This window comes from Streptomyces sp. DSM 40868, from assembly GCF_011820545.1.
Taxonomy (GTDB): Bacteria; Actinomycetota; Actinomycetes; order Streptomycetales; family Streptomycetaceae; genus Streptomyces; species Streptomyces eurythermus.
Genome location: NZ_CP050504.1, coordinates 9148256 through 9173835 on the forward strand (window position 1 = coordinate 9148256; position 25580 = coordinate 9173835).

At 71.6% G+C, this 25580-nt stretch carries 24 protein-coding genes; 15 read left to right on the plus strand and 9 right to left on the minus strand.

Going from position 1 to position 25580, the window contains the following annotated elements; translation table 11 throughout:
- The first annotated feature begins 80 nt into the window (after positions 1 to 80).
- The 3 genes from HB370_RS41060 to HB370_RS41070 all read left to right on the plus strand — a co-directional run bounded on the left by HB370_RS41060 (position 81) and on the right by HB370_RS41070 (position 5570).
- Positions 81 to 3221 carry a CHAT domain-containing protein gene (locus HB370_RS41060; protein ID WP_167513340.1) on the plus strand — a complete coding sequence of 1047 codons (3141 nt, stop codon included), beginning with the start codon at positions 81 to 83 and terminating at the stop codon, positions 3219 to 3221.
- A 159-nt stretch (positions 3222 to 3380) separates the two neighbouring features.
- The gene (locus tag HB370_RS41065; protein WP_167513341.1) at positions 3381 to 3764 is read left to right on the plus strand and encodes a hypothetical protein; all 384 of its coding nucleotides are present in this window, start codon (positions 3381 to 3383) and stop codon (positions 3762 to 3764) included.
- 1014 nt (positions 3765 to 4778) lie between these two features.
- Positions 4779 to 5570 carry a hypothetical protein gene (locus tag HB370_RS41070; protein WP_167513342.1) on the plus strand — a complete coding sequence of 264 codons (792 nt, stop codon included), beginning with the start codon at positions 4779 to 4781 and terminating at the stop codon, positions 5568 to 5570.
- A gap of 266 nt (positions 5571 to 5836) precedes the next feature.
- Here the strand turns inward: HB370_RS41070 and HB370_RS41075 are convergent, their stop codons facing one another.
- Positions 5837 to 5998: a hypothetical protein gene (locus HB370_RS41075; protein WP_167513343.1), complete on the minus strand. Its 162-nt coding sequence runs from the start codon at positions 5996 to 5998 to the stop codon at positions 5837 to 5839.
- A 259-nt stretch (positions 5999 to 6257) separates the two neighbouring features.
- Between HB370_RS41075 and HB370_RS41080 the strand changes: the two genes are divergently transcribed.
- On the plus strand, positions 6258 to 6617 hold the full coding sequence (locus tag HB370_RS41080) for a hypothetical protein (RefSeq protein ID WP_167513344.1): 360 nt from the start codon (positions 6258 to 6260) through the stop codon (positions 6615 to 6617).
- Positions 6618 to 6859: 242 nt separating this feature from the next.
- Positions 6860 to 7537, plus strand: coding sequence for an HNH endonuclease family protein (locus tag HB370_RS41085; protein ID WP_167513345.1), 678 nt, complete (start codon positions 6860 to 6862; stop codon positions 7535 to 7537).
- 316 nt (positions 7538 to 7853) lie between these two features.
- Here the strand turns inward: HB370_RS41085 and HB370_RS41090 are convergent, their stop codons facing one another.
- The 3 genes from HB370_RS41090 to HB370_RS41100 all read right to left on the minus strand — a co-directional run bounded on the left by HB370_RS41090 (position 7854) and on the right by HB370_RS41100 (position 9499).
- Positions 7854 to 8156: a hypothetical protein gene (locus tag HB370_RS41090; RefSeq protein WP_167513346.1), complete on the minus strand. Its 303-nt coding sequence runs from the start codon at positions 8154 to 8156 to the stop codon at positions 7854 to 7856.
- 284 nt (positions 8157 to 8440) lie between these two features.
- Positions 8441 to 8824, minus strand: a complete 384-nt coding sequence (locus tag HB370_RS41095) for a beta/gamma crystallin domain-containing protein (protein WP_244405976.1) — start codon at positions 8822 to 8824, stop codon at positions 8441 to 8443.
- Positions 8825 to 8905: 81 nt separating this feature from the next.
- Complete coding sequence (locus HB370_RS41100) at positions 8906 to 9499, minus strand: hypothetical protein (RefSeq protein WP_244405977.1); 594 nt, start codon at positions 9497 to 9499, stop codon at positions 8906 to 8908.
- Between the two features lie 67 nt (positions 9500 to 9566).
- On the opposite strand from HB370_RS41100, the gene HB370_RS41105 reads away from it, so the two are divergent.
- The 5 genes from HB370_RS41105 (at position 9567) to HB370_RS41125 (ending at position 12668) form a co-directional block, all read left to right on the plus strand.
- Entirely contained in the window at positions 9567 to 10001 is a 435-nt protein-coding gene (locus tag HB370_RS41105) for a UTRA domain-containing protein (RefSeq protein ID WP_244405979.1), read from the plus strand.
- A gap of 91 nt (positions 10002 to 10092) precedes the next feature.
- Positions 10093 to 11262 carry a transcriptional regulator gene (locus HB370_RS41110; RefSeq protein WP_208974493.1) on the plus strand — a complete coding sequence of 390 codons (1170 nt, stop codon included), beginning with the start codon at positions 10093 to 10095 and terminating at the stop codon, positions 11260 to 11262.
- A 262-nt stretch (positions 11263 to 11524) separates the two neighbouring features.
- Positions 11525 to 12091, plus strand: a complete 567-nt coding sequence (locus HB370_RS41115; RefSeq protein WP_244406088.1) for a DciA family protein — start codon at positions 11525 to 11527, stop codon at positions 12089 to 12091.
- Positions 12092 to 12132: 41 nt separating this feature from the next.
- Positions 12133 to 12477 (plus strand): DUF6354 family protein, encoded by a 345-nt coding sequence (locus HB370_RS41120; protein WP_167513347.1) that lies wholly within the window; start codon positions 12133 to 12135, stop codon positions 12475 to 12477.
- Positions 12474 to 12668: a hypothetical protein gene (locus tag HB370_RS41125; protein ID WP_167513348.1), complete on the plus strand. Its 195-nt coding sequence runs from the start codon at positions 12474 to 12476 to the stop codon at positions 12666 to 12668. The genes HB370_RS41120 and HB370_RS41125 overlap by 4 nt, the downstream gene beginning before the upstream one ends.
- Positions 12669 to 12795: 127 nt before the next feature.
- On the opposite strand, the gene HB370_RS41130 is transcribed toward HB370_RS41125, so the two are convergent.
- Together HB370_RS41130 and HB370_RS41135 are read right to left on the minus strand one after the other, a co-directional pair.
- The gene (locus tag HB370_RS41130; RefSeq protein WP_167513349.1) at positions 12796 to 13221 is read right to left on the minus strand and encodes a hypothetical protein; all 426 of its coding nucleotides are present in this window, start codon (positions 13219 to 13221) and stop codon (positions 12796 to 12798) included.
- Between the two features lie 633 nt (positions 13222 to 13854).
- On the minus strand, positions 13855 to 16557 hold the full coding sequence (locus HB370_RS41135) for an ATP/GTP-binding protein (RefSeq protein WP_167513350.1): 2703 nt from the start codon (positions 16555 to 16557) through the stop codon (positions 13855 to 13857).
- A 197-nt stretch (positions 16558 to 16754) separates the two neighbouring features.
- Between HB370_RS41135 and HB370_RS41140 the strand changes: the two genes are divergently transcribed.
- Positions 16755 to 17030, plus strand: coding sequence for a hypothetical protein (locus HB370_RS41140; protein ID WP_167513351.1), 276 nt, complete (start codon positions 16755 to 16757; stop codon positions 17028 to 17030).
- Here the strand turns inward: HB370_RS41140 and HB370_RS41145 are convergent.
- A complete protein-coding gene (locus HB370_RS41145; protein ID WP_244405980.1) occupies positions 16994 to 18781 on the minus strand; it encodes a zeta toxin family protein in 1788 nt (595 codons plus the stop codon). The two genes, HB370_RS41140 and HB370_RS41145, sit on opposite strands and share 37 nt — an antisense overlap.
- 191 nt (positions 18782 to 18972) lie before the next feature.
- Here HB370_RS41145 and HB370_RS41150 point away from each other — a divergent pair, with 191 nt between their 5' ends.
- The 3 genes from HB370_RS41150 to HB370_RS41160 all read left to right on the plus strand — a co-directional run bounded on the left by HB370_RS41150 (position 18973) and on the right by HB370_RS41160 (position 22790).
- Complete coding sequence (locus HB370_RS41150) at positions 18973 to 21216, plus strand: helix-turn-helix transcriptional regulator (protein ID WP_167513352.1); 2244 nt, start codon at positions 18973 to 18975, stop codon at positions 21214 to 21216.
- Between the two features lie 12 nt (positions 21217 to 21228).
- Entirely contained in the window at positions 21229 to 21786 is a 558-nt protein-coding gene (locus HB370_RS41155) for an XRE family transcriptional regulator (protein WP_167513353.1), read from the plus strand.
- 515 nt (positions 21787 to 22301) lie between these two features.
- Positions 22302 to 22790: a hypothetical protein gene (locus tag HB370_RS41160; protein ID WP_167513354.1), complete on the plus strand. Its 489-nt coding sequence runs from the start codon at positions 22302 to 22304 to the stop codon at positions 22788 to 22790.
- Positions 22791 to 22964: 174 nt separating this feature from the next.
- Here the strand turns inward: HB370_RS41160 and HB370_RS41165 are convergent, their stop codons facing one another.
- Positions 22965 to 24260, minus strand: a complete 1296-nt coding sequence (locus tag HB370_RS41165) for an endonuclease domain-containing protein (protein ID WP_167513355.1) — start codon at positions 24258 to 24260, stop codon at positions 22965 to 22967.
- A gap of 103 nt (positions 24261 to 24363) precedes the next feature.
- A complete protein-coding gene (locus HB370_RS41170) occupies positions 24364 to 24888 on the minus strand; it encodes a DUF6233 domain-containing protein (protein WP_208974494.1) in 525 nt (174 codons plus the stop codon).
- A gap of 100 nt (positions 24889 to 24988) precedes the next feature.
- Between HB370_RS41170 and HB370_RS41175 the strand changes: the two genes are divergently transcribed.
- Positions 24989 to 25579 (plus strand): HTH domain-containing protein, encoded by a 591-nt coding sequence (locus HB370_RS41175; protein WP_167513356.1) that lies wholly within the window; start codon positions 24989 to 24991, stop codon positions 25577 to 25579.
- The last annotated feature ends 1 nt before the right edge of the window (position 25580 follow it).

Here is a 25580-nt window from a genome sequence, read left to right on the forward strand (position 1 = left end):
ATCGTCACCTTGTCCGAGGGGAACGACTTCGACGGTCGACAGGTTAGCCAGATAACGATGCGGATGTCCGGGGGCGGCTGGTGCGACGGACCGAACACGAGATGGTGGCGGAATTCGTCGAACGGGTGAGGGCGGCTCTGTCGAGCGGGAACCCTGACGACCTGTTTGACCGCAAGCTCGACAAGGCGTTCCTCAGAGCGCTGCGCCGGGCACGGCGCAGTCGTTCGCTGTGTGCCATGACGTTCGAGTCGATGGCGGTGCTGGACCGTGAACGCGCCCAAGAGAGCGCCGGCCCCCCGGCGGACGCCCTCCACGACGTCGCCCTGCTGTTCTCGCACACCCGGTACGCGCCTGATCCGCTGGGCCTGGTGGCCGAGGCGGACGTCCTGCTCGGCGGGCGCCATCGCCCGTCGGCGCGCCGACGACCCTTCGACCGGCGGCCGTTCACCCAGTACCTGTTCGCCAAGCGTGACCTGATCCGGCTGCGGGGTGGTGAGGTGGGCGAGGACGTGCTGCAGGATGCGCGCTCGCTCGCCGCCGGCTTGCGCGACCCGTACCTGAAGGCCGACATCGACGACTTCCTGCGGTCGCTGGGCGAGAAACCGCCCCCCGGCCCGCAGCCGCGCGAGGAGACCCTGCCGATGGTCCCTCCGCCGACCGCGTTCGCCCAACCGCCGGGATCGGCCGGGGCCCGCGAGCTGCGCCGCCGGGCGGAGCGTGCCCTGCGGGACGCTGCCCGGCACGAGGGGGTCTTTCACCGCACTAAGGATCCCGACGCGCTCGACGAGGCGCTCAAGGCCACGGCCCAGGCGGCGTGGTGCTGGGAGGCGGCCGGGGAGTACGAGTTCGCCCTGCGGGACCAGATGGACGTCGGGCGGCTGTACTCCACCCGGTTCGCGCTCCTCGGCATCTGGAGCGATTACGAACAAGCAGTCGCACGCATGCGCCGGGTCGTCGACGCCCTGCTGCCCGACCACCCTGCGGTGTTCGGCAACCTCCTGCAACTGGCCGTGACCCTGGAGGGAGGCCAGCAGTACCTGATCGACAAGTTCGGTCCGCGGTGCGGCACGGAACAGGTCGACGCGGCCATCGCCGACCTGCGGCTGGCGCTGCTCGGCGTGGAGGCCGGAGTGGCTCCACCCGACGACGAGGACCTGCCCGGCACGCTCCTGACGGTCCTCGGCCACTGCCTGCTGATGCGGTGCCTGGTCCGGTTCGCCACCGAGGCCGACTCCGGCACGGCCGGCTCCGAGCTCGCCGAGGCGGAGGAGGCGCTCGACCGAGCCGCCGCCCTGCTCGGTGACTGCGGCGACGGGGGCGGCGCACCGGATGTCCCGCTGCGCGGAGGCCGGGACCAGCCCACGCGCGCGCAGGTCGTCACGATCCTGCGCGTGTACCGGGTGCAGGCCCGGCTGCTGCGCGCCCTGGTCGAGTCCGACGTTGCCGCGGCACGGGAGCTGATCGCCGTCGTACGGGAGCGCATCGCGGCCGGGAAGGACCCGCAGACGCGTGCCCAGTGGCAGGCGGTGCTGGGCGGCGCCTATGCCCTGGCCGGGAGAACAACCGGGAAGGACGCCACCGTATATGCCGGGATCGAGGCGCTGGAGGAGGCGACCCGGGGCGGTACCGGCTCCGAGGGTCCGCAGCACACGCTGCGCACGGCGCGTCTTGCCGCCACCCTGGCCATGGGGGAGCGACAGTGGGCAGCGGCGGAGCAAGCGCTGGGGGAGGCGCTGCGGCAGATCCACGCCCTGCGCGCGCACGGCATCCCCGAGGCCACCCGGCGCGCCTGGCTCCAGCAGGGCCGGGGTCTCCTCGGGGACCTGGTGACCTGCCTGGTCGCCCTGGACCGGGCGGAGGAGGCCACGGTCGCCTTCGAGGAACACCGGGCGGTACTGCTGTCGGAGGTGCTCGGCGACCGGGCGGACATCATCGGGCTGGAGCAGGTCGCCCCGGCGCTCGCCCGCGACTATCGCACGGCCTCCCGGGAACTGCACCGGTTCGACGGGAGCGCGGAGGCCCGCCGCGGCGACCACCGCAGTGCGCGGCGAGGGCTGCTCGACGACCGCGAACGCGTCGCCCGGCGCATCCGGAAGGTGCCGGGTTTCGAGCGGTTCGGGCTGCCGCCCCACTTCGCCGAGCTGGCGGTGGGCGCGGGCGAGGGCCCGGTGGTCCTGCTGAACACCGGTTCACTGCGCGGGGACGCCCTGGTCCTGCGGGACGGGGAAGTGACGGTCGTTCCGCTGCCCGAGGCCCGCGCGGACCGGCTGGACTCGGCCGCCGCAGACCTGCACCGGGCGCTGGACGCCGCCGACGGGGCCCGCGTGGAAGGCGACCACGGGGCGTACGTGCGGGGGCAGCGCGCCGTCGCCGCCGTACTGGAGCAGCTCTGGGACTGGGTGGCCGCGCCGGTGTGGGACCGGGCCATGGCCGACCAGTCGGCGCCGGCCCACGGACAGCCACGGGAGGGGCGCGGCGCGGCACCCGGACGGCTCTGGTGGGTGCCGTCCGGGTCGCTGTGGTTCCTGCCGCTGCACGCTGCGGGGGCTCCCGGCGGGCCGTCGCTGACCGACCTGGCGGTGTCCTCGTACGCCCCCACCGTACGGATGCTGCGAGCAGGCCGGCAGCGGCCTCCCGGCCGGGTACGTGATCCGCTGGTGGTCAGCGTCCCGCACGCGCCCCGTGCGGCCTCGGTGCCGGGTGCGGCCGCGGAGGCCCGCCTGCTCACGGACCTGCTGCCCGGAACACGGGTACTTGCGGGCCGGGAAGCAACGCGGTCGGCGGTACTGGGTGCACTGGGCCGGCACCCCTGCCTGCACTTCGCGGGGCACGGCAGGAACACGCCCGATGGCACCGTGCTCGTCCTGCACGACCACGAGGCAAACCCGCTGCTCGCCCAGGACGTCCTGCACGAGGACGTGCCGGGCGGCGAACTCGCTTACCTGTCGGCCTGCGAGGCAGCCCAGACCTCGTTGCTCCTGCCCGACGAGGCGACGCACTTCGGCGCGGCCCTGTCGGTGGCCGGTTACCGCCACGTCGTCGGCACGCTGTGGCGAGTCGACGACGGCGTCGCCGTCGAGGCAGCCCGCCGCTTCTACGGCCGCCTGACCGCGACGACCACCGACCCAGCGCTGGCCCTGCACCACACCGTGCGCGAACTGCGGAACGCCTACCCAAGCATGCCGGGCCTGTGGGCCGCCCACATCCACATCGGCCCGTAGCGCGCGGGTCGGGGCGGGCGGCCTGCAACACCGACGTCCTGGACGCCGCGCACGACGCAAGCCTGACTCACCGGACCATCAAGCCCTGCATCATCATCGACTCCAGGCGCATGGCGACGGTGGTCGACAGCCGAGGACGCAGGCGACGGCGGCTACGCGATGGTCCTGCACCACCTCGTCGCCGCCGACTCGGCCGCCTGGACGAGCGACGTGCCCTCAGCCCTGAACGCCCTCAAGGTGCCGGAGCTCGCCGCGGCCGCCGGCCACGCCGACCGCCCCGGCGCCTTCCCCGGTGGGGCACTCGCCCGCGCCGTCACCGCGGCGCTCGGCCTCGTCCGCAACCTCGACAGCCCGGCCACCGCCGGCCACTGGCCGGGACGCCGGGCAGTTCTCCGCCCACCAGAGCGACCAGCCCCGCCTGCCGTCCACCGTGCCGGGTGCCTACCCGCCCAGGGAGCGGCGGAGGACGTCGTGCTCCTGGCGGTGCTGCCCGCGCGGGGTGTGGGTGGTGACGCGGGTCGGGGTGGGCTGTTCGGCGCGTAGCTGGCTGCCGTAGTCGTCCGTGGCGCGCAGAAGTTGGGCCGGTGTGGGCGGGGCGGGCCAGCACTGGAGGAGGTAATGCTCGGTGATGGTGTCGGGGGCGAGGTCGACGGCTCGGTCGCGGCCGCGGGCATGGACGCGGAGCCGGTAGGTACCGGGGCCGGTCGCCGCGAGGCATGGTGGCGTCGCCTGCGGTGATGCCGACGAGCCCGGTCTGAGAGGCGTCCGTCTCCTCGCCGGCGACGGGCCCACCGGGGTCGGTGACGAGGAACTGGTGGTAGTTGACGCCGACCGGGCCGTGCCCGGAGATGATGGGATCGGTCACTGCGGTTGCCCCTGCCGGTGGGCGGTTACTTGATCCAGACCAGGAACCGGTCCTTCTCGATGATCCGGTTGTAGGTGTAGAAGTTGTTCAGGGCGTTGCCGCCCTGGCTGTTCTGCTTGGCGTCGATCATGCGCCAGCTGAACTTGCCGCTGCCTGGCCAGGACCGTGCTCACGTGGACGGACGACCCCGGCCTGGCCACGGATATCAATTGGCGGTGGTCGCGCGCAGGTAGGCGCGGGCGAAGCGGGCCGCCGACGCCGTAGTCTCCAGCCAGTCCGCCACCAGCGTCGCGGCCTGCGTGTCCAGCGCGGCCATGTGCGACGCCCACCGAGGCCGAAGGGGTCAGAAAGGCGAACAGCGGCGACTCCTGGGCTGCCTCCACGCCTGCCCGACAACCTGGGCTGCGCAGGGCGCCGGACCGCAATCACCTTCTGGCCGGCGCGAGTGTGCTGACGTGCTTCGCGTACTCGCGGCGGGCCTTGCGCCGCGCCTTGTCCGCCGGGGCGCCCTATGCGACAGGTTGTGCGCCGGGGCACACACGCGTTATTGGGTGAAGCCATCTCGAGAGTGCGCTCGATGGTTCGAGTGAACGCCGCTGATGACGCCATTAGCGCTGTTGTGCGCCGGGGACACCAGCGAGAGACAGCACAAGAAGAGAAGCCTAGCTTCTCTCGCGGCACTTGGAGCATCAATGACACGCAACAAACGACGTCTGTCCGGTCCGCGGCGCGCGGTCGTGATGTCGGTGATGGCGGCCGCGGCGCTGCTGCCGAGCGACATCGCAAGTGCGCAGGCCGCTCCCGACGCGGACACGTTCGACTGGCCGGGCGATTACACCGTCACCGTGCCGGACGGCGTCAGCCAGGTCCGCATCGTGGTTGTGGGCGCCGGCGGAGGAGGTGGTGCCGGTGGCAACAAAGGCAACAGTAACGAGGCGGCCGGCCCCGGCGGTGGCGGTGGCGGTGGCGGAAGCGGTGCCCGGGTGGAGTGCACCGTCCCTACCGAGGGCGGAGCGGAGATCCGCGTCATCGTCGGTACAGGCGGCGATGGAGGCACCCCCGGCCAGCAGCCCGGAGACAACGGTTCCGGCGGTAGAGAGGGAGGCGGCTCGGCCGTCGTCGTCGGCGGCAACGGTGCGGCGTTTGCTGCACCCGGCCTGCCCGGCGCCGGCGGCTGGGGCAACGGGTTCATCTGGCACGGCGGCGGCGGTGTCGGAGGACTGGCCGCCCCGGGCGCTCCGGCCACGTGGTGCATCAGCGACGACAGTGAAACCGAAGCAGGCGACGCCGGCCTCAGCGGCAAGTCAGGGGAGGAAGGCGGCAAGGGCGGCCTCGGCGGTGAAACCCTCGTTCCCCAGCCGTGCCGCCAGGAGTCCGGCGACGGCGGCGACGGCGGCGACGGCGGTCCCAGCTCACTACAGAAGGGACGCCCTGGCCAAGACGGAGGTAACGGGTGCGTGCAGCTGAACTACATCAGCGACTGAGAACTGTCCTGACGACACGCGCCACAGCCGTGAGCGCATAAGGCGGGGATGCCGGCTGGTTGCAGGGCGACGACCATGGCGTTGGTGACGTGATCCCGTGCCTCACCTGGGCGGGAGGGCAGGACAACAAGGGCGCCCGCAGCCAACGGAACTGGCTGCGGGCGCTTTTGACTGTACTGGACCGCTCCCCGCCCGCCTGCCGCGCCGGATGATGACCGGCGTGCCTGCCCGACAACCTGGGCTGGTAGACGCTCGTGTACATCGGCTCACCCGTCCTGGGCCAGCAGGGAAGCCGCGTCGACGGCGAGGGCGTCCAGCAGCCGGCGCACCGCGAGCAGTGCCGGCCGGGCACCGGATGTATCGACCGACTCCAGTAGCGGTGCCGCTGGGGCGAGAACGTCGACCAGGCGGCCGCCCCCCGACGTCATCTGTCAGACTCCGCAGCACGGCGCGGAAGACGGTGCCGTCCCAGGGGGAACGCGCCAGCCCCTCGGCGAGAAGATGCTCGCCAACGGTCGGCCGCCAGGAGCCCGCGTCGTACTCGGCGAGGAGAACGAGGGCGTCCCGCTCCAAAGCCTGGGCCATCGCGATGGTCGTCATGCGGAGCCCAACGGCACCAGGGCAGCTAGCGTGGCGGTCTGCTCGGGAGTTGGGTCACGAAGCGGGAGCGGGACGACAGGCGTGGGCATGGAACTGGCGGAGCAAGCAGCACCCGGAGTCGAGCAGCACGCTGAGCAGGTCACCGAGACGGCCTGCCACCTCGCGGACGCCGCAGGCCCCAGCGGGTGGAACACGGCGGCCGCCGAGGACGTCCTCGACGCGATCGACACCTTGACCGAGGCCCTGGGCATCGCCGGTCCGGAGCTGGCACAGGCCCTCGCCGCCGTGACGGCCGCGACCGACGGTGCCCGCCGGCTCCTGGGCATCGCCGTCGATGAACAGGAGCCGGATTCGCCCGCCGTCGCGGCGGCGGTGCCCCCGGGCCGCAGGCAACCGAAGCGGCGCGGACTCGGGCCGGGCTTCCAGGGCATCCGTACCGCCCGCTGACGGTCGCACACGGCGCAGACGCCGATAGCCAGGGACTGCCCCTCTGACCTACCCAGTCGGGCGGCGGCACCGGCTACGGTCCGGGCGCGTCGGTGAAGTTACCCGCCGGATGCCGCACACACGGTGCGTCGACCCCAGTCTCCGTCAACAAGCTGCTGGCTGCGCCCTACCGGCGAGTGAACCGGCCTGCCGGCACAGGCGTGTCTCCGCCTGCCCTCGGCGGCGGCCGATATTCCAGCGGCATGAAGAGCCTGCGCATCGTGCTGGCCGGCGCCCTCACGGCGTCGGCCCTGGCCCTGGCCACGCCGCCGTCCACCGCCGCGGCGGCGCCGGGCGAAAGGGTCACCGCCCGCCTGCCCGAGCTGATCGCCGCTCTGCCCGTCCGGGACGAAGGCAGCCGCGACGGCTACTCCCGCGAGCAGTTCCGGCACTGGGTCGACGCCGACCGGGACGGGTGCAACACGCGCAACGAGGTCCTGCTGGCGGAAGCGACCGTGGCGCCGGAGGTGACCGGCCGCTGCACCATCACCGCCGGCACCGGCCAGTGGTGGTCCTGGTACGACGAGCGGACGCTGACGAGCAAGGACGACGTCGACATCGACCACATGGTGCCGCTGGCCGAGGCATGGGACTCCGGTGCCTCCGCCTGGAGCGCCCGCGAGCGGCAGGACTACGCCAACGACCTCGGCGACGACCGGTCCCTGCTCGCGGTCACCGACAGAGTCAACCAGGCCAAAGCCGACCAGGACCCGGCCGAGTGGATGCCGCCGGCGGCGTCGGCGACCTGCCGGTACATCGCGGACTGGGTCACCGTGAAGACCCGGTGGGGCCTTACCGCCGACCCCGCCGAACACGCCGCCGTCCAGAAGACCGCCGCACGGTGCGACGGCCCGGAGATCACCGTCGTGCTCGCCCGCTGAACCACCACCGGCATCGTCTGACCGCGCACACCACAACGCAGACGGACCCGAATGCCGGCGCACGTCGGCTGGCCGGTGGCCCAAGCCTCCCGGGTGCCGTCCGGACGGGCAGCCCCGGGCGTCCAGCCGCTCGGCGCCGCGCGCACCGGGCCAGGCCCCGGAGCGGGGCCCGGCCCGGCGCGGCCCTGTTCAGGTGTCAGGGACGGTCCGGCGGCGCCGCCGTCTCATACGAGTCGGCGCGCGGCCGTGCTGCGGGTTCAGTCCGTCACGGCGACGAGAGCGACCAGCCCTGCCTGCCCTTCATCGTGCCGGCCGTCTACCCGCCCAGGGAGCGGCGGAGGATGTCGTGCTCCTGGCGGTGCTGCCCGCGCGGGGTGTGGGTGGTGACGCGGGTCGGGGTGGGCTGTTCGACGCGTAGTTGGCTGCCGTAGTCGTCTGTGGCGCGCAGGAGTTGGGCCGGTGTGGGCGGGGCGGGCCAGCACTGGAGGAGGTAGTGCTCGGTGATGGTGTCGGGGGCGAGGTCGACGGCGTGGTCGCGGCCGCGGGCGTGGACGCGGAGCCGGTAGGTGCCGGGGCCGGTCGCCGCGAGGGAGGGGAGGTCGTCGTCCAGGTCGGTCATGAGAGGGGTGACCTGGAGCACCATTGGACTTGGGACGGGCGAACGAGGCTGGGTTCGTGGCAGGCGAGGAATACGTCGGCGGAGATGAGTCCTCGGGAAGACCCGATGGCGGCCGGGCCGGATGCCTGACCGACAATCACGAATTCGAGTGCGGTATTGCCCATCGTGACCTCCCGCCGTCGGCGGGAGGTCACGATTCCAGATCCTGTCACTCATACGCTGGCGGCCGCCGGTGTATGAATGCATACGCCACCTACAGATCAGGGGCGGCGACTGGAGAGAGTTCAGTAGATCTTGATCCCGTCAATTCTGACACCACCCGGGAAGCTCGGGAAGCTGTAGATTGTCCACTTCGCGATCGGGGTGTCGGGTTGCCACCTTCCGTCTCCGTGCCACTGGACGACGTTGTTTCCGCTCGAGAGCTGATGCATCCACCCGAGACCATAGGCGCCACTCCACGTGGTTTCCCCGGCGTTGGCCCAGCAGTAACTCGCGTCTACGTCGCCGTCGGATAAGCGGTGCCCATAGACCAGTGCGAAGTCATCCCTTACGCCGCAGGTGACTTGAGTGATCGCGGACGCCTGCGGCGTGGTGGCGACAGTGAGTGAAGCCGCCGCCACTAGGGTTGTCAGCGCAGACAGGACCATTTTTTTGGCGCTCTGTTTCATTTACTTTCTCCTTGTCTTGACGTTATGGGAGGACCGGGCGGCGGTAGAGTCTGGACAATTCCGTCCGGAGTCGGGGGCGCCTCAGGTCGCAGGAGAACCGGTCAGGAGGTGCGCTGCCCGCTCGACCCGTGCCTCGACCTGTCTCTTGTAGCCGGTCAGAACTTTGGCGTTGGCGGATATGAGCTGCTGCTGGTAGCCGGTAAGGACCGCGAAGTAGACGGCGGCCAGATGCGATGACCGCGTGCAGGACTCGTCGGCGGTGGCCGCGGCGATCTCCTTCGCGGTCGCCTTCTTGGTGTCTCTGAAGCCGTTGGCGAGCTTTTCGGGCTCGTCGGCCGGGTATCCCGCCTCGTTCATGCAGGACGACCAGCGTTCCCGCGCGGCACCGACCCGGCTGTCCGCGGCCACTTGCTGGAGCGACTGGCCAAATAGGTCCTGCGTTCGTTTCCAGCCCTGCGTACCGGCGAGCGACGGCACTTGCTTCTCCGCCTTTTCCCAGCAGACGTTGTAGTCCTTCAGCTCCTGCCCGGTTGGACTTTGGGAGACGGGGACCGGCACGCTGACGTGGAAACCTATCCGCTTCGCGGTTCCACTTCCGATGTAGCCCCAGGCGCCAGCCGGGTGGATCGCTTCTATTTCTTCCTTTGTCTTCGCGGCCGTCTGAGTCAACACCATCACCGGGGCCGCTCGCCTGGAGCGACTCCGTCGGACAGGCCGGCCACTCGCACCCCGCGAGAACTACGTGAACTCGCGCGCTGTTCTGCGCTCCTGCGCAGATCAGGAAGTTGCAGAACTCCTCGGGATCGATCTGTACGACGAGGTCGTACTGAGGAGTCGGACGTTCGTGCGAGACAACAAGCCCACGGTGCTCGCTCTGAACGTGATCCACATGCGGGCACTGGTCGTCCTTCCGGAGCTTCTCCAGACCGAACCCATGGAGAAGTTCCGCCACGACCTCTACGCGGAGCGCTCGGGCAAGAACATCACGGCCGGCCCCGAACGGAGTACGGCACGCCTCGCATCCGACAACGAGCTCAGCGAGTTCGGTATCGATGTACCACCCGACGTGCCGGTGCCGGTGCTCGTACTGCGCACTGTCTACTCCGACGAGGACGGCCCGCTGGAGGTATGGGAGGACATCCTCCGCCCGGGTATGTGGCACAGCAGCAATATCTGAACTTCGAGGTCCAACCACTGTGTGCGCCCCCCTGATCGCTAGGTCTGTGGGGGCCATCACACTCGTGAGCGCCGAAAGGCAACATCACCTGGTGCGCCGCACCGGCTTGTCGGAGCGGTCGGTGGAGTACCACCTGGGGATGCTGCGGGAGGCCGGGCTGCTCGCGTGGATCGTCAGGGGCACACGGGTGTCCGGCGGCCCGGCGCAGGCCAGCGAGTTCGCGCGGATGATCCCGGTGGAGTTCGACGTCGCGCTCGGCATCCGCACGGTGCAGCGGGACGAGACAGCTCCGGCGTACACGCGGGCGGCGTCCGGGATCGCGGAGGCCGGCCGGGAGCTGATGGCGAAGCTGGCGAAGAAGGCCGCGCGGAAGGTGCGCAGGCCGCGCTCGAAGACGTCCTCCAGGGCGGCGGCGAGGGCCTCGGTGAGGGGTGCTGAGCAGGGGGTTGTGACGGCTGTTGCGGATGAGGTCCGTTGCACCCCAATGCAGGGTGGTACCTCAGCGTCTTCTACTGCGGGTACTACTTCCTTCCCCCCTGAGAGCAAGCTCGCCAGCGGGGAAGCCGAGTCCCCCATCCCGAAGAAGTCCAAAGGCAAGGCCGGCGGTCGCCGGAAGCTGAACAAGACCGGTCGGCGTTTCCAGCTGGCTGGAGAGCTGATCTGCCGAGTGCCGTGGCTGGGCAAGGCGGCGCGGCCGCGGATCGCCTGGATCGTGCGGGAGGTTGCCGACGCGGGCTGGACCGTGGACGAGGTCATTGCCTGGCTGGACCTCGAGGACGCCCCGGAGCGGGTGCTGCGCCCGTCGGGGTTCCTCGCGCAGCGCCTGGACGGTGCCCTGCGGCTGTGGCCGACCGCTGAGGGCCGCGCCCGCGCTGTGGAGGCCTACCGGGTCTCCCGCCGCGCTGAGCACGCCCGGCACACCGAGTGGGAGGGCTCTGGCGGCCCCACCAGCCAGTCCGTGGCTCGCCTGTTCTCCGAGGCGCACGCCCGGGTCCGTCAGCACGACCAGCCGCCCGCGCAGCTGCTGTACACGCTCACCGTCGACAACGTTCCGGCCGCGCCGCCGGAACTGTCGGAGCACGAGCTGATCGATATGCGTGCGGCCGCGCAGAAGGACCCGGAGCTGGTCCTCTCGGTCGCAGCCGCCTATGGCGAGGACTACGCACGCCGCGTATTCACCGCCGATCTCGCCGACCTGGTCCATCGGGTGCGCGGTACCGGCCACCTGGTGATCGACCGCCCCTGGGAGGAGTACGCATGAGTGACGACCTGGCCCCCGCGCTGTCGGGTGTTGACCTGGCCCGGGTTGCGCTGCAGGCCGCTCGGGCAGCCGCGAAGACCCGGCCGACCGACGCGGCGGGCGGCGGCGCCGCCGCCCGCCGCGTGAAGCCGTTGCGGCGCACTGGTGGGCGGGATCCGATCACATTCGCCGCAGCGATTGGCAACCTGGTGACCGAGCGGGCCTGGGAAGCCCGGCTGCGGCCGGCGGCGTCATCGACCGGTGGGCGGACATCGCCCCCGAACTGGTCGGCAGGGTCAGGCCGGTGCACTACGAGCCGGCCACCCGGCAATTGGATCTGCTGCCCCTGTCCCCGGCCTACGCGACCCAGTTGCGGCTGCTGGGCAGGCAGCTGATCGCCCGGATCAACGCCAAGACCGGCCAGGAGACCGTCAAGGAACTGCGCGTCCTCGCCCCGGGCAGTGGCGCGGCCACCCCGGCCGACTTCGAAGCCGACCGTGAAGGCTCACCGGTCGAGAAGGCGCCGGTGAAGACCCGTGAGATGGCCTGCGCCGGCTACCACCAGGCGCTCGCCGCCCACCAGACCGCCCGGCCTGACCGGCACGTCGACCCGGCCATCGCGGAGGCGATCGAGTCACAGACCCGCGCCCTGCGCCAGCTCAGCCGGCTCGCCTTCCCCGACCCGAACCCCGAGGACCAGCCCAGCCCGATCGAAGCCGCCCGGGCACAGCGGCGCCGCCAGGCCGCAGCCACCGAAGCGGCAGCCCTGCGCCGGGCCCGAGCAGAACGCGCTGCGCGTCGGGCTGGGGCGGCGGCCGCGCAGCCGCCGGCAGTACGGCGCTCAGCGTGAACACGCAGACGGGTAGGGTCCCAGCGGACACGGGCCGCACCGTGGCCGAAGGGCAGCTGTGCCGCGACCTCGACCGGTACATGGCCGGTCGGGACCGTCGGCTGCGCGTGGGTCCCATCGGGCCCGACGGCCGCGCCGCGTGCGTGGTCGAGCACGACCTGCACCAGGGCGGTGCCCTTGTCGGACGGACCACCCCCAATCACGTCGATAACCTCGCCAATCCCCGCAAGTTCGAGCTGCTGGAGGACACCGACGCGGTGGCGGCGGACCCGCGTTACACCCGGTTGCTCAGCGCGATGGCCGCAGTGCACGGGCCGGCCGCCACCCCGCGCGACTACGCCCGCGCCGCCTACGACGCCCTCGGCCTCGAGGGCGGCGCCGCGTGAACCCCCGCGAGGCGGCCGGGGAAACCCCCGGCACGCAGGAACCGGCCGGCACCGTCCGGCCCGATGGCGCGACGGGCCGGACCGGCACCCGCCCGGCGTCCAAGGGCCTGTTCAGCGACGCGGCGTCCGCCACGGCGGCCCCGCTGCCCGCCCCCCGCCCGGGCGCGCTGGGGCCCCGCTGGAGGCGCTGACCTGGCAGGCACCGCCCGCTGGCCTGCTCGACGATGTTCCCCGAGGTCGGGACCGACAGCGACGACGGATGCCGCTGCGCCATGATGTCCTGCCCGCGTGTTCGCGGGCAGGACATCGCCGCCAACGTCAGACCACGGAGGCGCAGCCGGTGACGGAGCCCGTCGGTGAGATGTTGCAGACACGGAACTGTATGTTCCGGGCCCGGAATCCCATGTTCAGGGAAGTGGAGTTCCAGGTGCGGAACGAGCTGTAGGTGATCCAGGGGTCTAGGGGCCCTGCCTGCACCTCGCCCTTGAACTGGAACACGCCGCGCAGCGTGCAGTCGGAGTTGGCCCGCGACATGGAGTACGAGCCCCAGGTGATGTAGCCCGGGTAGTTGAGGTCGGGCGACTGCTCGTAGCCGTATCTGCCGGTGACCCGCCAGCACGAGTTGTACGTAGTTCCGTTGATGTCGTACTCCGCCGCCGAAGCGGAGGAAGGAGCCAGGGCGAGGGCTGCTCCAGCGGTCGCTGTGGCCACGGCTACCGCGATCTTGCGAAGCGTCAGACGCATTGTGTTGTCCCTTCAGCACGTCAGTCATGCAGCCGGATCGGCGCGTGGCCCATGGGATAGGGGGAGCGCCGGCCGAGGCAAGGGCCAACTCCTGTCCCGGACACCGGATCACTGTCCGTGCTGGTCAGGGCCTCGTCCGGATCTGTCCCGGACAAGGCGGACACGGGAAGTGTTCAGCGCCGCCAGCATCCGCGCCTGGTCCTCCGGGCGCCCCGGGCACTCCGTGAATCCGTCGGCGTGCCCGTCCCGGGGTCCTCCTGTACCGCAACTACTCAGACCCCAAGCCCCCCTGCCCGCGCACCCTGCGGGCGGGGGTTTCGTCGCCGGGGACCGGTCCCCGGCGACGAGGACCGTGCAGCAGGGGCGGCCCTCCTGATCGACACGGGGGCCGTCCAGCACGCCCCCTTGGGGACCGGTTCCCGTGCGCAGGCCGGACGACTGCGGGGACCGTCCGGCGCACGAAAGATTGCCACCACCGCCATCGTGCGACCGGCCACGCCCGGCCCGGCCGAGCTCTACGAGCCGCCCGCTCCTTGAGTACCGTCCGTGGCCACCCACGGGCATCCGTCCGCGATTCGCGGACGGCCCTCCGGCCTGGACGGGCGCCCGTCAGACCCGGCGGCGGACCTGCTGTCAGACCCGTATGCCGTCCTCCGTGGGCGCGGCCATGCCGGACGGAAACGGAACGCCTGGCGGACCGTTGTCGTCCGGCATGACCGCAGCCAGGGTCCGGTACAGGGTGGAGCGGCCGACGCCGAGGTGCGCGGCGGCCATGAAGTGGGCGATGTCGGCGTAGTAGGCGTAGTCGCCGTTGCGGGCGAGGTCGCGTAGCCGGTCGGCGGTGGCACGGATCTTGTCGTGGTCACCGAGGACGGCGTGGTGGAACGCGAGGACCACGTCGAGGACGGCTTCGACCGCGGTAATACCGGCGTCGCGGCTCTCGGCGCGCAGGACGCGAGCGGCCTCGAGGCCGGGCAGGGTGCCGGCGTCCCGGGCGAGCGCGGCGATCTTGAGCGTGAGGGTGGTGGCGCGGAGGTCGAGGCCGGTGAGGAACTGCTCGGCGAGGTCGATTTCGTCGTCCGCGGTGTCTGGGTCGGTGAAGGCGAGGACGAGGGCGCGGTGGGTCTGGCTGGTGGCGCGCTCTCCGGCGACGCCGTGCTGGTCGGCCTGGTCGCGGGCGGCGGCGTAGGCGGTGGCCGCGCGGTGCATGTCGCCGTGGGGCCAGTAGATGTCGCCTTCGACGCGGTGCTGGCGTCCGGCCCAGCCGAGGGTGCGGGCGGTGTCGTGGGCGGTGGGGAAGTCGCCGGCGAGGCGGGCGAGGTGGGCCAGGCCGCGGCGGGCGGCGGGGGCGAGGCGGCCGCCGCCCGCGGCGACGGTCTGCATCCCGTGGCGGGAGGCGGCGGAGTCGCCGAGGTCGCGGTGGGCCTTGGCGAGGTAGTAGAGGCCCATCTCGTGCAGGTCACCCGGCAGCAGCCGGCTGCTCGTGACGGTGGTGAGGCGGGCGGCGGTGGTGGAGCGGTGTTCGTGCTGGCGGCGGGCGAGCGCGGCGAGGAGTTCGACCAGGGCGTCGGCGGGCGTCTGCAGTCCGCCGCGGGTGGCGTCGGGGCGGGCGGGTGGGGCGATGGGCTCCCACACGGAGTCGCTGACGTACGCCCAGGCGGCGTCGGTGAGCCAGCCCAGCTCGAGGCCGAAGTCCCGGGCCAGTGCGAGGCCCTGGCGCAGGCAGCCGATCAGCAGCATCCGGCCCTGGCCGGTGGTGCCGGTAGCGGTCCACTGGGTGCCGAGAGCCGCCAGGGCTCGCTCGGCGGCCTGTTGCCAGTCCCCGTCCGTCCAGCGGTCGTCGGTGGCGTCGTCGGCGCCGCGGATGGTGGAGCGGATCAGGCCGTGCAGGTGGTACGGCCACACTCCGAAGGCGTTCTCGCGGACGAAGGGGCGCTCGATCAGCCGCTGGGCCGGTGCCTGGTGCGGCAGGCCGGCCGCGGCGGTGGCGAGGGTGAGGTCGAAGGCATCGAGCAGGCTGACGGAGCGCAGGACGTGGCGTTCGTCGGGGGTGAGGTCGGACAGGGTGCGGGCGATCAGGGCGCCGAAGTCGTGGTCGAAGTCGGCCGGGGCCGGCTCGCGGGTGCGTCGGATCTCCAGGAAGCGGAGCACCGACAGGTCGAGGTAGAGGGGCAGGCCGTGGGACCGGCCGGTGATGACCTGGCGGATCTCGCCGCTGATGAGTGGCCGGCCGTCGCGGGAGAGCCGGCGGGCGAGGTAGTCGTCGCAGTCCTCGGGGGAGAAGTCACCGACCAGTACCTGCCGCCCGCGTCCTCGCACGGCGCCTGCTGCCCTTGCGGCGGGGACCGTGGAGGCGGGTGCGGCCAGGCCGGGCCAGGCGATGGGGCCTGTGTAGTCGAGCTGTCCCTGCAGGGCGGGATCGGCCCACTGAAGGCGCGAGCGGCCGGTGACGACGAAGAAGGCATTGGGCATGAGCCACACCACCCGCTGGATGAGGCGCTCCAGGTCGCGGTGGGTGCGGTCGCCGACGTCCTCGAAGGTGTCCAGCAGGATCACCGGCGTCACCTTCTTGTCCGCGGGCAGCTGGGTGAGCTCCCACGCCAGCAGGTGAGGGTAGAAGCTGAGCGCTTCCAGGTCGGGCTCGGCCTCCAGGAGGTCGGCGAGGCGGGTGCACCGGGCGAGCGCGCGGACGGTCTGGCGCCGCTCCCGCAGCGCCCGTACGAGGGCGCCGGTCAGCTGGCCGACCGCCGTTCCGACGGTGCCGGGCAGGAGCAGGGCCTGGGCGACGTCGGCCATGGCCGACTGCATCTGCTGCGGCAGTGCCTTGCCGAACCGGGCCGTCAGGCCGCCGCGGCGCAGGTACTCCTCCAGTGGCTCGCCGGGATGCCGGTGGTCCCAGTACCGGCGCAGGGCGAGGTCGAAGGCGGGCAGCGGGCGGCCGAGCGTGCTGAGGGCGGCCCGGATGGTCAGCACCAGGTCCTCGAAGGAGGTGCCGGCCGAGCGGGCGAGGTCGATGCGTACGGGCAGGATCCGCTCACCGGCCCAGCCGGGTTCCCCCCACTGGGCGGGCCGGTGTTCGGCGCCGGCGAGCGCGGCCTGGATCTTGCGGGACAGCGTCGTCTTGCCGATGCCGCCGACCCCGTGGAAGACGAGCACGTTGTCGCGCGGTGTCTCCAGATCCTCGACGTCGAAGCCCGGGGCGGTGGTGTGCCGCAGGTGCGCGGTGAGCGCGGCCGCGGTGAGCTCCCACTGCAGCTCGCGGTTGGTGAACGCCTCCCCGGCCTGAAGGGCCCGGTCGTTGGTGCTGAACAGCGCCCGCAGATCCCGACCTGACACGTCCAACCCCCGAATCGATGATCACCTTGGGGCCAACCTATGCCCCGCACCGGCTCCTTGGGGAAGCATCCCCCGCACGCCCCGGGGTGCGAAGGCGTTCCCGCGCCGGACACCGGCGCGTCGCGGCACTGTGCCACCGGAATCGGCCAGGGAGACAATGACCGTTTCCCATCAAGATCACGAAGAAGGTGGTAGCCGTGTCCGACACTCCCACTCCCGACTTCTCCGGCCTGGAAGGCGGCGAGGAGCAGCAGGCGCAGGACGCCGTCCAGGAGGTGGTGAACTGGTACAACGCCCAGATCACCAAGGAGCGCCGCGCGGCGCTGCCCGACGAGGACCGCATCGAGGAGCTGAAGGCCGGCCGTCAGGCCGCGCTCGCCGACCAGGCGCAGCTGGCGACCGCCGACCCGGAGGAGACCGGGCGGATCGCCGCCCTCTACGCGGCTCGGCTGAAGGAGCTCAACGAGTCGTAGCCCCGGGCCCGGACGGGCAGGGGCAGAGGCCAGATGGACGGGTGCGGCTGGGCGATCCGGGCCGGCTGCACCCCAGACGGCATCAGGGGCCGGGCCATCGCGGCGATCTCGTCCAGTTCGTTCCGGTGGGCCGGCAGCGCCCGGCGCAGCGCCTGGTGGAGCCGCAGGAACGCGGCGGCCTCCTGCTCGGTGTAGGGGCGCAGCCGTTCCGCGGCAAGCGCCCACGACGCCCGTCCCGCGCTGCCGGCTTCGTGGCGCAGCAGGGCCTGCCCGTCCCGGCGGATCACCGTGATCGCCGCGATCTGAGGGTGCCGCTCAGCGGCGGCGACGACGTCGGCGAGCGCGCGGAAGCAGGTGTCGTGCCCGGATCGGCTGGTGTACCGGCCGGTCCCGCCGATCTGCAGCGCGCGGGCATACCGCAGTGCGGTGGCGAGCCGGCTGTCGGCTTCCCGGACGGCCAGGACAACGAGCTCGACCGGGTAGCCGGCGGCCGCGTAGGGCAGCGCGCTGGCGAGGAATTCCTCCACGCTGCCGGGGGCGGCCTCGATCAGGACGTCGCCGCGCCGGTCCCGTACGTACTGCTCGGCCCGGGCGAACCAGGCCCGGTAGTCGGCGCGGATCGCGGCCCCCGCGTTGCGGGGATCGTCGCGCAGCAGCTGGAAGTAATCGGGGTGCTGGGCCTTGAAGTCGTCGCCGACCAGCCGGGTCGTCCCCGGCCGCATCGCGCGGCGCACCATCCGGGCAGCCATCAGCTTCCCGGCGCCAGGCTGGCCCAGGACGTAGACCGCCCGTGGGTCCTCGCGGCTGACGATGCCGCTCAGGTAGGAGGGCGCGATGAGTTCGTCGAAGATCCAGCGGTGTTCCTCGGCTGACAGCCGGTGGTAGTCCACGCCGGGTGCCCGCCGTCGCGGCTGAGCGATGCGCCGTACGGGCTCGGCGAGCGCGGCGGCACGGTCGGCGTCGCGCTGGACGGCCAGGCGCCGGTCCTCGCAGTGCAGTTCGCGGTGCAGCCGCTGATCAGCGCGGGCGAGGTCCCGGCGGAAGACGGCGGTCTCCTGGGCACTCCAGGGACGGGAGCGCTCGTGGGCCACCGCTCGCCCGGCCGCCGGCCGGCGCCGCCAGCTGCCGGCGGCGAACTCGTTGTCGTACAGCACAGTGCCGTCGCGCCGTACGACGGTGACGCGGTCGGCCAGATGCTCGGCCTCGATGACCGCCAGCGTCGTGAGCAGCTGCCGGGCACAGGTGTCGTGGTTCTCCCACGACACGTACCGCGGATCGGAGAGGAAGCGGTCCAGGATCCCGAGCTGGCTCCACGCCTCCGCCACCGCGACCGCCACGACCTCGATCCGGTGCCCTGCCCGCCGGTACGCGTACGACGACGTCCTGAACTCCTGCGGGTCGGCGAGGGCGGACTCGACCACCGCATCGAAGCCGCAGGCGCGGACGTGGGCCTCAACTTCGGCCTGCCAGCGGCTCGTTTCCGGACGCACCTTCACGCCGGCGGTGCGGACATCGGCGGCCAGAAGCTCGGCGTACCGGCGGTGCGCCGGCTTGTAGAGGTCCCGCCCGATACGTACGGCGCCGCCCCGGCGGTCCAGAGCCGCCTGAACCAGATCGGCGATCTCGGTCTTCCCTGCGCCCGGCTGCCCGGCGACCACCACGACGACCGGACGCGACTGGCGCACGGCCTCCTTCGTAGCCGACGGAATGATCACCTGCTCCAGGACCTGGCGGCTCTCCGACTGTGACAACGCAGCGTCCACAAGGCCGCTCTCCCCCACCAGTCCTCCATGCCGGTCGAGCTCGCACGGTGCAGGACCGAACGGAGCTGTTCGCCTTTCAATGTCAACATAGCAAGCGTACGCGATATGAACATCATTCGTGCGCAATATGTGCGCCTGACGTACGGTTCAGGGTGTAGGGTTCGGTCAGGAGGTGTTCCATGTCCGAGTTGTTCGACGCGGTCGACGCCCTGGTCGCGTCCCGCGCCGCACTGCCGCCGCCGGCGGAGCGCAAGCGGCTGCGTGCCGCGCACGGCCTGACGATCGACGAAGTGGCCACCGCACTGCGGGTGCGCCGGGCGACGGTGTCCGGCTGGGAGAATGGGAAGACCGAGCCCCGCCCGCCCGAGCGCGACGCCTACGCCCGGCTGCTGGACAAGCTCGCGGAGCTCTACCCCGCTGACGCCGCTGCCGCGCCGGTTCAGGACGCGGCGGTGCCGGCCACGTTCACCGCCGCACCCGCCCCGGCGGAAGCGCGGACTCTGTCCACAGGCCAGGTGTCCGAGGCTGCGGACATGACAGCAACCGAGAACACCCAGACCCCTGCTCCCGTCACCGCTGCTCCGGCGGCCGCACAGCGTCCGGCGCGCACCACCAGGCCGTCGTCGACGTCGCGCCGCCCGGGTGCGAAGAAGGCGGCCCCGGCCGGCACCCCGGCGGGCGACACCGACCCGCGGTTCGAGAATGGACCGCTCGCGGTCGTCGACGTCGAGGACGGCAAGGTGCTGGCGTACTGCACCGGCGGCCTGGTCCTGGACGTGCCCGCCAAGAGCATCCCGGCCCTGGTCGACTGGACGCTGCGCGAGGCGAAGCTCGGGCAGCCGAAGCTGTCCGGGCCGGGCAAGGACGCCGACCCGCTGCTCGTGCTCACCGAGGCCGCGCTGGAGCGCTACGGCCTGCCCGTCACACTCACGGAGGAGGAGCGGCTCGCCGGGCGCCTGCCGGAGGGCCACAAGGTCGTCAAGCAGTTGGCGCGTGCGGAGTGGAAGCTGACGAAGAGGGGCTTCGGGCCGTGGGCGCGGATCTACCGCCCGGCGACCGGTTCGGAGCGGGCCTGCGTACAGCTGTGCATCCCGTCGTGGAACGCGCTGGACACCCGGCACTGGGGGGAGGCCGGGCAGCTCCCGCCGGCCGAACTCGCCCGGGTCCTGGGCGTGTATGCCTCGCGGGTGATGACGCCGCGCGGCTCCACCGCCGTGACTGGCCTGGAGCTGATGACCGCACTGCACCCGCCGACCCGGGCCTCCGAGCCGGACTCCGACGGCCGTCGGCACTCCGAGCACAACCCCGGCTCGCTCGGCAAGGACGCCATCGACCCGATGAACTGGCCGCCGTGCGAGGTCCCCGACGGCCACCCGGTCCTCAAGGACATGCCCCGGTTCCACGTGCGCGGCCCGGGGGAGAAGCTGTTCGAGGAGGCGTACGACTGGGCGCGGCCGATGACCGACGCCGAGTGCACCCTGCGGCATCTGGTCGGCATCGACGTCAACATGGCCTTCGCCGCCGGCGCCAACGGTCTGACCGTCGGCCTCGGTGAGGCGACGCACGTTAACGCCCCGGTGTTCGACCCGAAGCTACCCGGCTCGTGGCTGGTCGACCTGTCCCACGTTGACCTGTCCCGCGTGAAGGTCGGCAAGGAGTGGGTGGAGCTGGACGGCGGCCTGCTGCCGAGTCCGTTCACGCCGAAGGGCGACCGCCCGGAGGGGCCGGCCTGGTACGCGACGCCCACCGTCGCCTACGCGGCGGAGCTGGGCTACGAGGTGCGCCCGATCGAGGCGTGGGTGCGCTACGAGAACGGCCGGTACCTGGACGGCTGGTACAAGCGGCTGCGCGACGCCTACCTCGCCACGATGGCCGACCTCGGCGTCGACGCCGACCTCGCCGCGGCCGACTTCCTCGCCGCGATGGACGGCTACAAGGCCCGTGACCCGGAACTGGCGATCGTCGTCTCGGCGACCAAGGCCACGGTGAAGGGCGGCCTGGGCAAGCTGCGTGAGCGCCCGCGGGGCGAGGGCTGGCGGCCGGGCGAGCCGTGGCGCGCGCTGTCCCGGCCGACGTGGCGGCCGGACATCCGGGCGGCGGTCATCTCCCGCACCCGGATCAACCTGCACCGGAAGATCGTCAAGCACGCGGCGTTCACCGGGCAGTACCCCGTCGCGATCCTGTCCGACTGCGTCGTCTACGCCTCCGAGGGGCCCTCGCCGCTGGACTTCCTGCCCTACCGGGACGGCGTCGCGCTGCCCGGCGGGTTCAAGCTGGGCATCAACCCGGGCCTGGTCAAGTGGGAGGGCACCCAGTCCGTGCTGTGGGGCGAGGAAGTCCGCGAGCGGTTCGACGCCCCGGAGCTCAACCTGGCCCGGTACATCAAGGACGGCACCGTCACCGACGTCGACAACGGAGAGTAGGAGTAGGCCACGATGAGCCTGTTCGGGGACGGCCTGGAGGCTGCGGTGCAGAAGGCGTTCACCCGCCCCGCACCCAAGAGCGCGGGTGCGCAGATGCGGTACCTGGTCAAGCAGCTCAAGGGCACGAAGGCGGTCGCCCAGATGCTGCGGATCTCCCAGCGCACCGTCGAGCGGTACGTGAAGGACCAGATCAAAAAGCCCCGCCCCGATCTCGCCGCGCGCCTGGAGCGCGAGGTGAAGAAGCGCTGGCAGCCCCAGATCAGGGCCAGGGCCCGGCAGAAGGCGGCCACCACCGGCGGCATCGTCATCGACACCCGCGCCCGCATGGGCTACACCGCGCCGATCGGGTCGACGGACCAGGACCGCATCCGGCACCTGACCGTCGCCCTGCCCCCGCAGTACGCCGCCCGCCTCTTCGACGCCCAGGAGGCCGGCGCCAGCGACGCCCAGCTCCAGCAGATCGCGGCCGAAGCGCTCAAGGAGGTCTACTTCCAGGACGGCGGCCGCCGCGCCGGCTCCCTGGAGGAAGTCCGCTTCACGGACATCGAGCACCTCGAGTTCGAGCTGTAGCAGCCACGCCCCGAACAGCTCGCGCGCCCGGACTAGTTGGTCCGGGCGCGCTCACTGTGATTGAGCGCTCCGGTTGGCGAGTGAGCAGTCGATCTGGCGAGTCGATCCTCTGTCTGGGCTCCGCGCCCACCCTTGCGGGTGACGAGGCCCTGCATGGGCCCTGGAGATGGTCAGGCGCCGGTACGGTACGACCAGGAGCCGCGGCAGCCATCCCGGGATCGCTGTCCGTGCCACCCCGACGCCGCGCGGAGGGTCATCAATATCCGCGGTACAGAGCGGCTCTCACCGGTGGTGGGAGCCGTTCTGCTCAGCCCGCCAACTGGAGCGCTCAGTCGCGCCCGGACCGATCTGGTGCGGGGGTCGCTTGCGTTGTTCCGTTACGGCTTGTTCTTGTTCAACTACTTTGTGTGGTTATCGAGGCGTGGCGTGGGTAGGTTCGGCCCGCACGGGACGCCGGGGCGAAGGCCGGCGGATCGGCAACCATGAAATCCACCGATGGCAGGAGGACCCACACGATGTCCGAGCAGGTCAAGACCGAGGAAACTCTGGGCACGTGGCTGGAGGGGCACCACCGGGTCGAAGGCCCTTCGGATGCCACCGGCGGCGAAGAGCTGCACATCTACGCCAAGTACGCATCCGGCGGCCCGGTTTACGGCGAATCCGCCGGATACGACCAGTTCGAATCCACCGAAAGGACGTCGATCGTCGACGTCACGGTGCCGTTGCACGGGGCTCTCGCCCTCGAACTGCGCACGGAGACCGACCCCGAGACGGGGGGCCTGTCCTGCCGACTGGGCTGCGCCGTTCCCTTCCACTCCCCGGTCCGCCTGGGCGAGGCCAAGGGGAATTTGAACGACGGGGTATCGATGAGCTTCGACTATGAAGTCGCCCGCGGCAGGGTCACGGTCTACGTCAAGAACGCATGGGTTTGGTTGCGCTATGACGGCAAGGCCATGGGGAAGCACCTGCTTTTCGACACCAGGCTGTACCACCTTCCCCTCTGAACCCTGCCCTGACAGTCGTGCTGGGCGGTGCACTGCACTGGCGTGCCGTGCCCTCGCGGGGCGCCGGGCCGTTGAGCGCCGGCGTGATCGGGAACCTTGACGTCAGGCAGCTTCTGCGACAGACGGTCAGCCGCGATCAAACCGAGCCGGCCTGAGTCGGGCGACCGCGACTCGTCACGTCCGCGTATGTGTGTCGGAAGCCGCTCGCGGACCCGGCAACCCGGCCCCGTCCCCGGGTTGTCCGGCCGCGAGCGCCTGGTCGACGAAGGCGCGGACCAGCTCGTGCGCCTCGGCAGTCGACACTTCCTCGATCCACGTCTTCGTCCAGTGCCGGTCGCAGTACAGGTCGAAGACGTGTCCGCTCGTGGCGGTGCCCCGGTGCCGGACACGCGGCTGCACGGGGCAGCTGGCGTGCCGGGCCTCGGCTTCCAGGTGGAACCCGGCCACCGCGGCGTGGAACCGCGGGGGAAGGGTCCGCTCCTCGCGGCAGCGGCTGCATTCCAGCAGGTGCGCCACGACCTCCTCCCGCCGCAGCAGGAGGTCCGGGATGCCTTTGCCCTCGAAGGTGTTGCAGCTGGCGCAGACCGGGCCGCGGACCAGGTCGTGCCCGTGGCAGTGGTCCCACACCGAGGCCCTGCTCGACTGGCACAGCCGGCACAGGTAGTCGTCGGCCCGCAGCTTCCGGGCCCGCATCTGCCCGTACGGCACTCCGCGCAGGTGCCCGGTGTACGCGGTGAACTCCGCCCCCGAGCACGGCGGGCACATCGTCACGTACCCGGTCTTGGTCGGCGTCCTCCAGCCGCTCCATCGCGGCCCCCGCGCCCCGCACCGCGAGCACAGCCGCGCCCGTTCGAGGAGCTTCTCCTCCAGTACCTCCCACCGGTCCAGAAGGTCGGCGTAGGCGCGGGGAAGCCACCAGCGGCCCTCGGCTCGGGTGAGCAGTTCCAAGGGGTAGGTGCCGGCGATCGTGGACGAGCTCCCAGATCCGTTCCGCACGGTGACCAACTCCTCCCACGTCAGCCCGCCCGGAAGGCCGTTCTCCCCGATCCGCTCCCACTCGCTGCGCTCGGTGTACGGCCGATCCCGGGCCAGTTCCTTGGACAGGGCCTCGTGGTACATCCAGCCGGCGATCTGGCGGCGCCAATTCGCGCGGTTCCAGGCGTCCTCATCCTGGCCGCTATCCTCCTCGTGCCACCGCCGCCTGGGAAGCACGACCTCGACCAGGTCGTCGTGGTCGACGGTCACGGCGGCCAGGTCCCGGGCGGCCCGGCGCACGTCACGCTCGTCGTACCGCCACGGCCCCTTGTGCTTGTACAGGCGCAAGGCGACGTCGCCGACGACGACGTGTCCGTGCCAGCGCAGGTGGTGCGACATCGTCTTCAGCAGGACGCCGGGGCGCAGGGGCAACGAGGCGTCGCGGGTCTCGTCCGTGAAGATGGCGCACGCCAGTTTCGGGCTGATCATGGGCATGGACGGGAGCGTTGCAGACCCCTCTGACAACGCCTTCCCTCGATTCGTACACAGCCGCGAAAGACCGATCGGGTACTCGATACGCGTCCGGTATATCCGGCCGCTAGCCCTCGCCGTCGAAGCCTCGAAGGACCGGATCGAGCTCGGCGGCCGCGCCACACAGCGAGCACAGCCGCACCCCCGGCTGCTCGGCCGCGTCCAGTGCCCGCTCCAGCGGCAGCACCGGCGCCCCGGCCGGCGCCTCGTCGCAGTCGACGGCGTGCACGACACCGCCCCGGCCGGGCCCGCGGCCGCCGGCCTTGGCCAGCACCCAGCCCGAAGGGCGGCGCGGCCCGAGGGCCTGGTCCACGAGCGACGGCTTCGGGAGGTACTCGGTGGGCACCTGGTCGTACGAGACGCCGGCCACGGGCCGCACGTGGTCCGGAGCACGGACCCAGACCCGGTACTCGGCAGGCTCCACCGTGTCCCCGGGGCCGTTTCGGAACGCGGGCAGCCCGACCTCGTACCTCCAGCCGTCGGGCGTCTGGCGCCGGGACCACAGGCGGGCGACGACCTCCTGGTCCCCGGGCAGCAGCACCTGGATGGGCACCGGCACCGACGCCGGGTCGGGGGCGGAGGACGTCGTCATGCCTCCCACCGTACGGACGAGCGCCTGGACGCCGGCGGTCGGCACGGCCTGCGTGGGCACCGGCCGCTGTCCACAGGCTCGCCGTGGGGGACTGGGCGGCATGAGCGATCACGAGCAGCAGCAGCCGGCCCCGCGCCGCGGCAAGGTTCTGGAGGCCCTCGCACGGGCGGAGCGGAAGGTGTTCACCCGGCCCGCGCCGAAATCCGCAAAGGCTCAGATGAAATTCCTTCTCACGCGGACGAAGGGGTCGACCAAGGCCCTGGCGGAGCGTCTGGGTGTCTCGCGCCGCACGGTGGAGCGCTACCGCGCCGGGACGCTGACGACCCCCCAGAAGCGCCTGCGGGCCGCCCTGGTGGAGGAGACGGAATCCGAGTGGCAACCGCAGGTCAGAGCACAGGCACGGCACCAGGCAGCCACCTCCAGCGGCATGATGGTGGACGTCACCGCCTACTTCGGATTCACCTGCACGGGCAGCTCGGACGACGGCCGCGAGCGCACCATCACCACCGCGATCTCACCCACCTACGCGAAGCAGATCCTCGAACTCCAGGAGGCCGGTGCGACGGAGGAAGACCTGCATCCGATCGTCGCGGAGGCCATCACCGAGTCGTATTTCACGCAATGGGGCACCCGCGCCGTCGGCCTGCGCGCAGATTTCACACACGTCTCGCAAATTGAGTTCCGGTTCTGAC